Source organism: Paenibacillus sp. FSL K6-2524 (genome assembly GCF_038005525.1).
GTDB lineage: Bacteria > Bacillota > Bacilli > Paenibacillales > Paenibacillaceae > Fontibacillus > Fontibacillus anaericanus.
In genome coordinates this window covers 3,452,781-3,465,824 of record NZ_JBBOSP010000001.1, presented here as the reverse complement: position 1 = coordinate 3,465,824, position 13,044 = coordinate 3,452,781, and the positions used below count along the sequence as shown (strand labels likewise).

Annotated in this window: 10 protein-coding genes; 8 read left to right on the top strand and 2 right to left on the bottom strand. The window is 42.2% G+C overall.

Annotated features, from left to right (window positions below; all coding sequences use genetic code 11):
• Window positions 1-431 precede the first annotated feature (431 nt).
• From NST85_RS15870 to NST85_RS15855, 4 genes are all read left to right on the top strand, one after another.
• Window positions 432-1,826, top strand: coding sequence for a serine hydrolase domain-containing protein (locus NST85_RS15870; RefSeq protein ID WP_341189755.1), 1,395 nt, complete (start codon window positions 432-434; stop codon window positions 1,824-1,826).
• 49 nt (window positions 1,827-1,875) lie between these two features.
• On the top strand, window positions 1,876-2,733 hold the full coding sequence (locus NST85_RS15865) for an AraC family transcriptional regulator (RefSeq protein ID WP_341189754.1): 858 nt from the start codon (window positions 1,876-1,878) through the stop codon (window positions 2,731-2,733).
• A 67-nt stretch (window positions 2,734-2,800) separates the two neighbouring features.
• Complete coding sequence (locus tag NST85_RS15860) at window positions 2,801-3,796, top strand: aldo/keto reductase (protein WP_445671183.1); 996 nt, start codon at window positions 2,801-2,803, stop codon at window positions 3,794-3,796.
• A gap of 167 nt (window positions 3,797-3,963) precedes the next feature.
• Window positions 3,964-5,520 (top strand): ABC-F family ATP-binding cassette domain-containing protein, encoded by a 1,557-nt coding sequence (locus NST85_RS15855; protein WP_307397598.1) that lies wholly within the window; start codon window positions 3,964-3,966, stop codon window positions 5,518-5,520.
• A 64-nt stretch (window positions 5,521-5,584) separates the two neighbouring features.
• Here NST85_RS15855 and NST85_RS15850 read toward each other — a convergent pair whose 3' ends face one another.
• Window positions 5,585-6,247: a L,D-transpeptidase family protein gene (locus tag NST85_RS15850; RefSeq protein WP_341189752.1), complete on the bottom strand. Its 663-nt coding sequence runs from the start codon at window positions 6,245-6,247 to the stop codon at window positions 5,585-5,587.
• Window positions 6,248-6,424: 177 nt separating this feature from the next.
• Here NST85_RS15850 and NST85_RS15845 point away from each other — a divergent pair, with 177 nt between their 5' ends.
• Window positions 6,425-6,691, top strand: a complete 267-nt coding sequence (locus tag NST85_RS15845) for a hypothetical protein (protein WP_127192859.1) — start codon at window positions 6,425-6,427, stop codon at window positions 6,689-6,691.
• Between the two features lie 139 nt (window positions 6,692-6,830).
• Here the strand turns inward: NST85_RS15845 and NST85_RS15840 are convergent, their stop codons facing one another.
• A complete protein-coding gene (locus NST85_RS15840; RefSeq protein WP_341189751.1) occupies window positions 6,831-7,586 on the bottom strand; it encodes an exodeoxyribonuclease III in 756 nt (251 codons plus the stop codon).
• A 209-nt stretch (window positions 7,587-7,795) separates the two neighbouring features.
• Between NST85_RS15840 and NST85_RS15835 the strand changes: the two genes are divergently transcribed.
• The 3 genes from NST85_RS15835 to NST85_RS15825 all read left to right on the top strand — a co-directional run bounded on the left by NST85_RS15835 (window position 7,796) and on the right by NST85_RS15825 (window position 13,040).
• Window positions 7,796-9,625 carry an assimilatory sulfite reductase (NADPH) flavoprotein subunit gene (locus tag NST85_RS15835; RefSeq protein ID WP_341191120.1) on the top strand — a complete coding sequence of 610 codons (1,830 nt, stop codon included), beginning with the start codon at window positions 7,796-7,798 and terminating at the stop codon, window positions 9,623-9,625.
• Window positions 9,626-9,661: 36 nt separating this feature from the next.
• Window positions 9,662-11,386 carry an assimilatory sulfite reductase (NADPH) hemoprotein subunit gene (gene cysI, locus NST85_RS15830; RefSeq protein ID WP_341189750.1) on the top strand — a complete coding sequence of 575 codons (1,725 nt, stop codon included), beginning with the start codon at window positions 9,662-9,664 and terminating at the stop codon, window positions 11,384-11,386.
• A 217-nt stretch (window positions 11,387-11,603) separates the two neighbouring features.
• The gene (locus NST85_RS15825; protein WP_341189749.1) at window positions 11,604-13,040 is read left to right on the top strand and encodes a serine hydrolase; all 1,437 of its coding nucleotides are present in this window, start codon (window positions 11,604-11,606) and stop codon (window positions 13,038-13,040) included.
• Window positions 13,041-13,044 lie beyond the last annotated feature (4 nt).

Here is a 13,044-nt window from a genome sequence, read left to right as displayed (position 1 = left end):
GGTAAATGGAGTGTTCATTGTAAGATGTATCTGTGAACACTCCTTTGTTGAATGTACGCAAAAATAGCACACAGTTTAAGAAGTAACTGGAAAAACTCCAGCTAAAGTTATCTGGTTGACGCTTTCAACTTCAATTAGCAGGAAAATCTACAGTTAACTAACGATATTTCCTCATTATTGGACAATATGCTGATATTAGCGGGAGGAAATCCTTTTAATCAAAGTACGATTAGATAAAGTGGTAAAATACATGGAGCATTTCCAGCTAAAGTAGAGGTATCCCAGGAAAGTAGTGTTTCCAGCAAGAGTAGAGGTTCCCAGATAAAGTATTGTTTCTAGCAAGAATAGTGTTAACGTAACGCATTCTAAATACATAACTCATACAGTATTCTGTTTTTTTGGCAAATTGAACTAAGGAGAGAGAACAGCGCATGACAAAGAAGCTTGTAGCGTTGACGATCACCCTGGGTATAATTACAACACTCACTACATCCGCATGGGCGGGGGGAGATGGTATTGGAACAGCAACTAGTACTCTAATTGGAATTGGAACTGGAACTGGAACTGGAACTGGCTCTGGCTCTGGCTCTGGAACTGTATCTGGAACTGTATCTGGAACTGTATCTGGAACTGTATCTGGAACTGTATCTGGAACTGTATCTGCTACCCCAAGTCCCGCCCCTGTCAAAGTAAATAATCTTCCGCAGTATGATGTTACCAAACTCTTGACGCTGTTTGATGATAAATACCGCGCCCAGAACTTCCGTTCTATGAATAAGATTCTTCCAAGTACTATAATCAAAGCATCCAACACACCCTATCAATTCAAAGAAAACATCAAACCTCTAAAGAATCTAACCTACACTTATGAGGGCAAGAAGAAGCAATTAATTGGACTACTAGAACAAACTCAAACTACGGGATTTATCGTTATTAAGAACGGAACTATCGTCCATGAAGAATACTATCTTGGAAACAGCATGACAGCCAACAATACATCCTGGTCTATGGTGAAACCCTATTTATCAGCTCTGATTGGTATTGCGATTCAGGATAAGAAGATTAATAGTGTGAATGATAAGGTGACGAAATATTTGCCCGAACTATCCAACTCAGCTTATAAAGGGGTTACGATCAAACAGGTATTACAAATGTCCAGCGGGGCTAAGTTCAATGAAGATTATGCGGATCCAAGCTCAGATGTTAGTAAAATGATTCCTGCACTCTTCTTTTTTAATATGCCAGCCTCTCAAATCGTTGCTAAAGTAACCTCTGAGAGTAAACCAGGAACATTCAAATATAAAAGTGTGGATGCACAAGTTCTCGGAATGTTGATTCACAAGACTACGGGACTTCAGCCTGACAAATATTTAGAGAAGAAGCTTTGGCAACCGCTTGGTATGGAGAGCAATGCTTATTGGAATACGGATATGCGTGGGAATGATCTATCTTTTGGATTCCTTAGTGCAACCTTAAGAGATTTTGCAAAATTCGGTGAATTATATATTAATGATGGCAAATGGGGGAAGCAGCAGATCATTCCTAAGCAGTGGATTCAAGAATCTGTGCATCCCGATCGTGACAGCCTCCAACCAGGTGTTGCAAGTTCAGACTTCGGTTATCAATATCAATGGTGGTATCCGAAGGACAACAACGGTACTGAGTTTGTAGCGATTGGTATGAGCGGTCAATATACTTATGTGAATCAATTAGAAAAGGTCGTCATCGTAAAGACATCTGCGGATGCGAACTTCTATGGAGATAGCTACGAGAATATTACTGCATTTCGCACTATTGTAGAAGATTTAAAGAAGTCAAAGAAATAGGATCGTTTCAGGACAGATGTATATGAAATTAAAGGGGAACTACAAACCTATGAGCCATTTTCAATGTAATCCATTTCGCCCTTTGGAGGGCAATCCGGCCTCTATTCATCTGCTTTTTTGGGGAAAGGAAGATTGTGTTCCAGGGCATACCGTCGGACCCGGAGTTAGGGACGTATACAAAATCCATTTCATTCATAAAGGAAAAGGTATTGTGCGAGTTGGTGCAGATACGCTTGAGCTTGTAGCCGGACAAGGATTCTTAATCATTCCTGACGTTGTTTATTATTATGAAGCGGATGATGCTGATCCTTGGACATATTCGTGGATTGGATTTCAAGGAGAAGATGTCCCCGAATTATTGAGCCGTACCTATCTAACCCCGACTAGTCCTGTTTTTCCTATGGATAATAAAATCATGCCGACATTATATGAGCAATTATCGAGTGCTTCTCTATCACAGATAGCTTTGGATTTGAGGCTGAGTAGTACCTTTTACGATTTTTTGGCAACATGGGTAGAGACGACACAGAATAATTTACCTAAAATGAGTATGTCGCGGGGGCAAGATCGGTACGTTCACCAGACGCTGGAGTTTCTACATGCTCACTTTTGTGAGGATATTTCATTAGCCCATCATGCAGAGAGTATGGGGATAGACCGTAAGCATCTTAGCGTATTATTCAAAAAGGCACTCGATGTACCGCCTCGCGAATACTTGATGCATTATCGTATGAACAAAGCGTGTGAATTACTGGGCACAGGTAAATATACGGTGGGTGAGGTAGCAAGATCTGTAGGATATCAGGACCCTCTGTTATTCTCTCGGATGTTTAAAAAGGTAAAAGGAATGCCACCAAGTAATTATCAGCATAATCAACGTGAAAATCAGACATTAATCCATATTTAACATCCCTTTAGTTATGGGAAATCCTCCGTTCAATCTATACAATGTATTTATTCAGTATAGAGGAGTGATGAATGTGGTTTATGTAGCAGATGATAAGAGATACGAAATGATGACATATCGGAGAAGTGGGAATAGTGGCCTTAAACTACCCGCTATTTCGCTAGGACTATGGCATAATTTCGGTGGTATAGATAAGTATGAGAATGGAAGAGCCATGGTGAGACGAGCATTCGATCTAGGGATCACGCATTTTGACTTAGCTAATAACTATGGTCCACCCGCTGGTTCAGCAGAAGAAACTTTCGGCAGAATTTTAAAAGATGATCTTGGCGCCTACCGTGATGAATTAATTATATCGACCAAAGCAGGTTATTACATGTGGCCAGGTCCATATGGGGAATGGGGATCTAAGAAGAGTTTAGTCGCTAGCCTAGATCAAAGTTTGAAAAGAATGGGACTTGATTATGTTGATATTTACTATCACCATCGTCCGGATCAGGATACTCCACTTGAAGAGACCATGGCAGCACTTGACCTGCTAGTTCGTCAGGGTAAAGCACTTTATGTTGGACTTTCAAACTATTCGCCTGAAATGACAATTGAAGCTTCTCGAATTCTCAAGCGACTCGGTACGCCTTGTCTTATCCATCAACCTCAGTATTCTATGATGGGACGTGGACCGGAGCAAGGGTTACTTCAAACCTTAGAGGAAGAAGGAATCGGCTCGATCGCATTCTCACCTCTACATAAGGGGATTCTGACGGATCGTTATCTAAATGGAATCGCGCCGGATTCCAGAGCTGCAGGGCCTAGCGTATTTATGAACTCGAATGAACTGACAGATGAGGTGCTAGCGAAAGTTACTAAGCTTAATGAACTGGCTGCAGAGCGTGGACAGAAACTTTCTCAAATGGCGCTGGCTTGGGTACTCCGCGGTGGGAAAGTCACTTCCGCCTTGATCGGAGCAAGTAAAGTCAGCCAAATCGAAGATGCGGTTGGCACCATTAACAATCTGTCCTTTACAGATGAGGAATTGACACGAATAGATGAAATATTGGCCTAACATTTGATTATTGTCTACAAAAGGATATAGTGATCAATCAAAATTCAAACAGGGGTGCTTAGCGCTCCTGTTTTTGTTTTAATTTAAAATGGAGTGAGGATTGAGTTATTCAGTTGATTACGCTTATAATATAACGAGAAAATATCAAACAGAAAAGGTGTCAATTCATGAGTATATTAAATGTAGAAAAATTAAGTCACGGTTTTGGAGATCGCGCCATTTTCAATGACGTATCCTTCCGCCTGCTCAAAGGGGAGCATATCGGACTCATTGGATCCAACGGTGAAGGTAAGTCCACTTTTATGAACATCATTACAGGCAAACTTCAACCGGATGAGGGTAAAATCGAATGGTCCAAACGCATGCGTGTTGGATATCTCGATCAGCATGCAGTGCTTAACAAAGGTATGACGATCCGCGATGTCCTGAAGGGGGCATTCCAATATCTGTTCGACATGGAACAAGAGATGAACGACATGTACGGCAAGATGGGTGACGTCTCACCAGAGGAACTTGAGCAAATGCTTGAGGATGTTGGAACGATTCAAGATACTTTGACTAACCAGGATTTCTATATGATCGATGCCAAGATTGATGAAACTGCACGTGGACTTGGTATTACCGACATTGGATTGGATAAAGACGTCAACGATCTTAGTGGTGGACAGCGTACAAAGGTTTTACTTGCGAAGTTGCTACTCGAAAAACCTGATATCCTGCTCTTGGACGAGCCGACGAACTATCTCGATGAGCAGCATATCGATTGGTTAACTCGCTATCTGCAAGAATATGAGAATGCATTTATTCTGATCTCTCATGATATTCCATTCCTGAACAGCGTTATTAACCTGATCTACCATATGGAGAATCAGGAGCTTAACCGCTATGTTGGTGACTATGACTATTTCCAACAGGTCTACGAAATGAAGAAATCGCAATTGGAATCTGCCTATAAACGCCAACAGCAAGAAATTGCGGGTTTGAAGGACTTTGTAGCACGTAACAAAGCGAGTGTAGCGACCCGTAACATGGCGATGTCCAGACAGAAGAAGCTCGACAAAATGGATGTTATTGAACTTGCCAAGGAAAAACCTAAACCACAGTTTAACTTCATGTACTCTAGAGCATCTGGCAAAATGGTATTCGAAACTACGGATCTCGTCATCGGTTATGAAGAACCACTATCCAGACCGCTTAACCTCCGTATGGAACGTGGTCAAAAGATCGCACTTGTCGGAGCAAACGGAATTGGTAAAACAACATTGCTACGGAGTATTTTAGGAGAAATTCAAGGGTTAGAGGGATCTGTTCGCCGTGGAGAGAACCTAGACATTGGTTATTTCGAACAGGAAATGAAAGATGCCAACTACAATACATGTATCGAGGAAGTTTGGAATGAGTTCCCTTCCTATTCTCAGTTCGAAGTACGTGCGGCATTAGCCAAATGTGGGCTCACAACCAAACATATAGAGAGCAAAATCACTGTACTAAGCGGTGGTGAGAAGGCAAAGGTAAGACTTTGCAAGCTGATCAACCGTGAATCGAACTTGCTCGTACTCGATGAGCCTACGAACCACTTGGATGTGGATGCTAAAGAGGAACTTAAGCGTGCACTTAAGGCATATAAGGGTAGTATTCTGCTCATTTCCCATGAACCTGAATTTTACAAAGATGTTGTTACAGAAACATGGAATTGTGAATCATGGACGACGAAAGTATTCTAAATGATGCTTTAATTTGTAAGTCAAAAGCCGATCAACCTCTAAAGGTGATCGGCTTTTTGTTGTTTTATTCAACTAAGCCTAGACGCTCATAAATAATTTCCGAAACTACACCATTAGAAATGATTCCTTGATCTCGTTGAAACTGTTTAACCGCTACAGTCGTGGAGGCACGGAATTTCCCATCGCATCTGCCGAAGAAGTACCCTGCGCTTTTCAATCGGCTTTGAATTAACTGAACATCGGCACCAATATCACCCTCAGCAAGTGTCCTTGGCTCACGATTGAGTTCACCAAGAACGTGACCATAAATCGTTACTTTGGTTCCGATAGGAATGAGATCATATAATTCTTTCACATCGTGATTGTTCATACGAATACAACCGTGGCTGAGATGCTGACCAATGGAAGAGGGCTTATTCGTACCATGGATCCCGTAAATTCCCCAAGGTATATCTAATCCAAGCCATCGTGGACCAAACGAGGCTCCCCAGTCCTTTCCTTTGTAAATGATGTGGAATTCACCAACCGGTGTCGGTGTGGTTGGATTCCCTACAGCAACCTTATATGTCTTATAAAGCCGATGGTCTTTAATAACAATTAATTTATGCTGATGGGGATAAACTTCAATGGATATTACCTCAGGTTCCATGATCAAGGGGAGGACAGGAACGACTTGAGCATTAATATGCCCTAATGGAATGGCAATGAACAGAACTATCAGACTCATGATATTTAAAAAGAAACAACGAAGAGGGAGCATTTGTTCACCATAATCCTATATGTTATGTGTTTATTAAAGTTTGCCCAGATCTCTTGGATTCATGCGACGTATAGTATCTAACGGTCTGACTCAAATTATATGGGTACTGATATTACACCTAAACCATACTTGAGGAGGATGGACATGCAAAACCCATATTCAAGTTTACAAGCACAAAGTCCGTTAGCCGACGCGCAGCAATCAGTAGGAAAAGTTCATCGCGCAGTAAAACAAGCACAATCTCATCCGAGTGATGAAACGGTGGAGAATGCCTATAATGCAATTAATAAGGCGGAAAATGCGTTGTCACAAGCAGCGGGAAGCTTGAATCAGGAGCCGCTGCAGCGGGCATATGAAGATCTACAGCAAGATCAAGCCGATCTCGAACAAGTCGAAGACTTATTGAATTAGGATTTCGAAGCATAACGAAAGCGAAAAGGTCTTTCGATCGCTGGAGGATATAATACCTGAGAATACCAAAAATGCCCTAGGAACATCATTCCTTGGGCATTTTTGTTTCAATTAATTCATATAGTTAATGACATTAATATTACAGATTAATATCCAAAACAACAGGGCAATGGTCGCTACCCATAACATGGGGATGAATTTCCGCATGGATGAGGGACTCGGTTAATCTTGAGGATACCAAGAAATAGTCAATTCTCCATCCCACATTTCGCTCTCTAATCTTTGGCATATAGGACCACCATGAATACGCACCAATTTGATCCGGGTAGAAATGACGAAATGTATCGACAAATCCTGCCTCTTGAAGTTCTGTCATCTTACCGCGCTCTTCCGTAGTAAAGCCAGAGTTGTTACGATTAGAGGTTGGATTCTTCAAATCAATGTCTTGATGAGCGACATTCAGATCGCCACAAACGATAACAGGTTTCTGAGCGTCTAACTGCAATAGGTAACTCCGGAACCGATTTTCCCATTCCATACGATAGTCAAGTCGAGACAGATCGCGCTTGGCATTTGGGGTGTAGACATTAACTAGATAGAAATTGTCAAACTCCAGCGTGATAATCCTACCCTCAGGCTCATGATCCTCTTCAATCCCATAACGTACCGATAGGGGCTTAATTCGTGTAAAGATGGCAACTCCCGAGTAGCCCTTTTTTTGCGCATAATTCCAATATTGCTCGTACTCTTCGCCGATTTCTAAGTTAATCTGACCCTCTTGTAGCTTAGACTCTTGAATACAAAATATATCTGCTTGGACCTCATTAAAGTAATCCACAAAACCCTTCGTAACACATGCCCTCAGGCCGTTTACATTCCATGATATCAGCTTCATTATTGTTATCTCCTTACACTTTGCTATAGTCTAGTGTCTCTATTATATCATGCTAGATAGAAACCGTTCCTTTATCAATAATCCTGATAGACTTTATAAGATCATTCTAATTGACCTGTTACATCAGCTATGATAAGTTCAAAGAAGAAGATTAATTAGATGGATTTACTAGGAATTAATAATAAAGTTAGTTGCGAGAGGTGAACATGTTGGAACTCCAAGTCACAAACAGTCCTTTTAATCAGGAGCAAGTAGAATTACTTAATCGTTTATTACCTTTGTTAACAGAGTCACAACGTTTATGGTTGAACGGGTATCTTACTGCTCTACAGGGAACAGTAGCTTCCGCTACATTAGTGCCCACTGTAGCACCTATTACGGCGACGGCTACAAATGAGCAAGTCACCTCCAAAGAGGTCACCGTTCTCTTCGGATCGCAGACGGGTAATTGTCATGGACTAGCAAAAAAGGTGTCCAAAAGACTAGAAGATCAAGGATTTCAGGTAGTGCTCACATCCATGGGTGACTTCAAACCAAATAACTTGAAGAAAATCCAAAACCTACTCATTCTAGTCAGTACTCATGGAGAAGGAGAACCGCCGGACAACGCGATTCCTTTCCACGAATTTCTGAATAGCAAAAGAGCACCTCAATTAGATGGCTTACGTTATTCAGTGCTCGCATTAGGAGACACGTCTTATGAGTTCTTCTGCCAAACGGGTAAGGATTTCGACAAACGTCTGGAAGAGCTAGGCGGCAAGCAACTTGTTCCGCGTGTAGATTGTGACGTGGATTTTGACGAACCCGCTGCGGAGTGGATCAATCAAGTGTTGGGGTCTTTAAAGGAATCAACTGGTTCCGTAGTTACTAACGGAGTTAGTAGTGTAGGGATCTTGGAGAATGCGGAATCCGAATATTCTCGTACGAATCCGTTTCAGGCTGAGGTGCTGGAGAATTTAAACTTGAATGGCCGTGGATCGGACAGAGAAACTCGCCATATTGAGATCTCTCTAGAAGGATCAAATCTTCAATACGAGCCCGGTGATAGCTTGGGGATCTATCCTGAGAATAATGCTCGGCTTGTGGATGAACTAATTGCCGCGTTCGGATGGAAAACTGACGAACAAATTACTTTACATAAGACGGGGGAAGTGCGGACATTAAGAGATGCGTTACTTCGCCATTTTGAAATCACAGTACTAACTAAACCTTTACTGACGAAATTGGCTGAACTTACAGGAAACTCTCGACTGAAGGAGTTACTGGCGGTAGACCACGAAGAAGAGCTACGGACATATCTTAGTGAACGAGATTTACTGGACTTAGTAGAAGACTACTCTCTTCAAGGAGTTGACGCGAGTGAATTTGTAGCCCAATTGCGCAAAATTCCCGCACGACTGTACTCGATTTCCAGCAGTCCACAAGCATTCCCAGATGAGGTACATGTTACGGTCCGTTCGGTGCGATACGAAGCTAAAGGCCGTGATCGATATGGCGTTTGCTCGGTACAACTGGCAGAAAGAATTCAGCCCGGCGACACATTGCCTGTATACATTCAACATAATGATAATTTCAAACTTCCCGAGAATGGGGACACACCAATCATCATGATCGGACCAGGTACAGGAGTAGCACCATTCAGAGCCTTCTTAGGTGAACGAGAAGAGGCTGGGGCAACTGGAAAGACGTGGCTGTTCTATGGGGATCAGCATTTTGCCACCGATTTTCTATATCAATTAGACTGGCAACGTTGGCTCAAAGACGGCGTGCTAACTCATATGGATGTAGCATTCTCCCGTGACACGGATAAGAAAGTGTATGTACAGCATCGAATGCTCGAACAGAGTCAGGAGATTTATCAATGGTTGCAAAATGGGGCTGTTGTGTATGTATGCGGTGACGAGAATAAGATGGCTCATGACGTACATGCGGCTCTGATTACAATTCTTGAGCAAGAGGGCGGTCTTGGCCCAGCAGAAGCAGTGGAATACTTGACCCAAATGCAACAGCAAAAACGTTATCAGCGGGATGTTTACTAATGATTAGTTCCGAGGATTACGAGAGGAGAAAGCTAAATGTCCGATAACAACTTATTGTCGTCAAACAGTGCCCCACATAGCGATGTTGAAGATATCAAAACCAGAAGTAATTACCTCCGCGGAACGCTTGTTGAGGTGCTTCAAGATAGAATCACAGGGTCTATACCCGAGGATGAGAACCGGTTAATGAAGTTTCATGGCAGTTATATGCAAGATGACCGTGATTTGCGCAATGAACGAAAGAAGCAGAAGCTAGAACCAGCTTATCAGTTCATGCTACGAGTAAGAGCTCCTGGAGGTGTAGTGACTTCGGATCAGTGGCTTATGATGGACCGAATTGCAGGACAATATGGTAGTGGAACTATTCGTCTGACCACTCGTCAATCGTTTCAGTTACATGGTGTGCTTAAATGGAACATGAAGAAGACGATCCAAGAAGTGAATGATTCGCTGCTAACCACACTTGCTGCTTGTGGAGATGTAAACCGCAACGTGATGTGTAATCCGAATCCGGAGCAATCCGAAATTCATGCAGAAGTATACGAGTGGGCCAGTAGACTCAGCAAACATTTAGAACCTCAGACGAATGCCTATCACGAAATCTGGCTTGACGGTGAGAAAGTGGTGGACAGTCAAGAGGGTAGTGAAGAACAAGAGCCGATCTATGGATCTGTGTATTTACCACGTAAGTTCAAAATTGGTCTAGCTGTTCCTCCTGCCAATGAAGTTGACGTATTTTCCCAAGATCTCGGATTAATTGCAATTATTGAAAATGGGAGTCTAAAGGGATTCAACGTTAGCGTAGGTGGCGGAATGGGGATGACACACGGTGATTCAAAGACTTATCCTCAAATCGGTCAAGTGATTGGATTCTGTACACCAGAGCAAGTAATTGAATTGGCGGAGAAGACGGTTACCATTCAACGTGATTACGGGGATCGATCCGTCCGCAAACATGCGCGCTTTAAGTATACGATTGACGATCGCGGGATCGAATGGTTCATACAAGAACTGAGTAATCGACTAGGATGGGGGCTTGAGGAAGCTCGGCCTTATCATTTTGATCATAATGGAGATCGTTACGGCTGGGTAAAAGGGACCCAAGGGAAGTGGCATCTGACGCTGTTTATCCAGAATGGACGGATCAAAGACGAGGATAACTACCAGTTGATGACGGGGCTACGCGAAATTGCCAAGATCCATACGGGAGATTTCCGGCTTACTCCGAACCAGAATTTGATCATAGCGGGAGTTACTAGCCAGAAGAAGAAAAAGATCGATGAGTTAGCAAAGAGTCATGGGCTCACCGATGGGATCCATTATTCGGCTTTGCGAAGAAATTCCATGGCATGCGTAGCTTTTCCAACTTGTGGACTTGCGATGGCCGAATCGGAGCGCTACTTGCCAACCTTGCTTGATAAGATCGAACCGCTGCTGAAGGAAGCTGGCTTGCAGGATGAGGAGATTGTCATCCGTATGACAGGTTGTCCAAATGGTTGTGCCAGACCAGGTTTGGCGGAGATCGCCCTGATAGGTAAAGCCCCAGGCAAGTACAACTTGTATTTGGGTGGTGGGTTTGCTGGGAACCGGTTGAACAAACTGTATAAAGAAAACATTGGTGAAACAGAGATTCTGCAATCATTGCAACCCATCATTGTTCAATATGCCAAAGATCGACGTAAAGGCGAACACTTTGGAGATTTTACTATCCGTACGGGATACATCCAAGAAGTTCGTACTGGCCTAGACTTTCATTCATAAGTTTGTAAGAACGAAGTGCCCTTTAGGACGGGGTACTTCGTTTTTTTTGAAGCTACAATACTAAAAGCCACAAAAAGGAATATTTTAGGATAAAAAAGTTAAGTGATGTGTTATAATTTAACAATCCAGAAGGGACGTGAAACCGTTGGTATAACTCATTGTAGTTAATAATCTCTTGCTATTTGATAACTTAAATAAAATAATCGGAGGTAATACAATGAGTACTATACAGCGTATTATTGATAACTTGGATCTGATCGTACCTCAATTCTTTCATGATGGACTCGCTCCCGGATTAGCTGTTGGTGTCGTATATGATCATCAGATGATCTACGCGAAGGGCTTCGGAGTAAAAAATGTGCAGACTGGAGAAGCCATCGACGAACACACCTTGTTTCACATGGCATCCGTATCCAAAACATTAGTTGTGACGGGGATTATGCAGCTTGTGGAGCAAGGTAAAATTAACTTGGACGCCTCTATATCCACTTATTTACCTTATTTCATATTGGCAGATGATAGGTATCAACAAGTTACTGTTCGTCTGCTCTTAAATCATACGTCTGGCATGCCTGATGAGGATGACTTCGGTTGGGATCGTCCTGAATATGATGAGGGAAGCCTGGAAAGGTATGTTAGAAGCATGCACGATCATAAGCTTTTAAAGGATCCTGAGGAATCATTTTATTACAGCAACATTGGCTTTGAAATTTTGGGTGATGTGATAGCCAAGGTGAGTGGAATCTCTTTTGAGCAGTATATGAAAGAGCGAATTCTAATTCCAACATCGATGCTGGAAAGTTCGTTTTTAATACAAGAGATTCCTTATAATGAACTTGCGACACCCCATATTTTAGGGATAAAAGAAGGTTTTGGTCCTGAGATAAGTGAAATATTTCCTTATCATCGTGCCCATGGTCCAAGTTCCACTTTATATACCAATGTCGTTGAGTTGTGCAAATACGCACTTACCCACTTGAATCGGGGCGAAACGTCAAGTGGAGCAAGGATTCTTGGAAACAATAGCTATGATGAAATGTGGACTCAAAATGCTCCTACCTATTATGAAGGCTGGTCTGAGTTTGTTGGACTTGGATGGTTTTTGGGACAATATAAAGGGTGTAACGTTAGATCTCATTCAGGTATGGACACCGGATTCCGGAGTAATCTTCTGCTTTTACCTGAGAATGGAGTAGCTATTGCTATCATGACGAATGCCGATTTTGTCGGTAATAAAGTCCTTTGTGAGGCAATTCTAGATATAGTACTTGGCGAAGAAGTTCAATATGTAAAGAGATCATTAGCGTCTCATTTAGTTAAGATCACAATTACTTCTGGAGTTGAAGCTGCAATAAGTGAATATGCTCAGATTCAACAGTCTAGCCTGGAGAGATATCTTGTTCATGAAGGTGAATTTAATGCTTTTGCTTACATGATGTTGGAAAGCGGATGGCTTCAGGAAGGAATTTCAATATTGGAACTCTCCATTCGGTTGTTCCCTGAATCGTCCAATTTGCATAATAGTCTCGGTGAGATGTATTTGCTCTCGGGCGATCGTAACCTAGCATTGCAACATTATCAAAAGTCTATTGAGCTGGACCCAAATCATAAAGAGGGTATACTCAAAGTTAACGAGTTGCTTGGTGTGATATAGAAGA

Bases quoted from the DNA above. Each gene is read 5' to 3' on its own strand.
- NST85_RS15870 (WP_341189755.1), top strand. From the start codon at position 432: ATGACAAAGAAGCTTGTAGCGTTGACGATCACCCTGGGTATAATTACA.
- NST85_RS15865 (WP_341189754.1), top strand. From the start codon at position 1,876: ATGAGCCATTTTCAATGTAATCCATTTCGCCCTTTGGAGGGCAATCCG.
- NST85_RS15860 (WP_445671183.1), top strand. From the start codon at position 2,801: ATGAATGTGGTTTATGTAGCAGATGATAAGAGATACGAAATGATGACA.
- NST85_RS15855 (WP_307397598.1), top strand. From the start codon at position 3,964: ATGAGTATATTAAATGTAGAAAAATTAAGTCACGGTTTTGGAGATCGC.
- NST85_RS15850 (WP_341189752.1), bottom strand. From the start codon at position 6,247: ATGAGTCTGATAGTTCTGTTCATTGCCATTCCATTAGGGCATATTAAT.
- NST85_RS15845 (WP_127192859.1), top strand. From the start codon at position 6,425: ATGCAAAACCCATATTCAAGTTTACAAGCACAAAGTCCGTTAGCCGAC.
- NST85_RS15840 (WP_341189751.1), bottom strand. From the start codon at position 7,586: ATGAAGCTGATATCATGGAATGTAAACGGCCTGAGGGCATGTGTTACG.
- cysI (WP_341189750.1), top strand. From the start codon at position 9,662: ATGTCCGATAACAACTTATTGTCGTCAAACAGTGCCCCACATAGCGAT.
- NST85_RS15825 (WP_341189749.1), top strand. From the start codon at position 11,604: ATGAGTACTATACAGCGTATTATTGATAACTTGGATCTGATCGTACCT.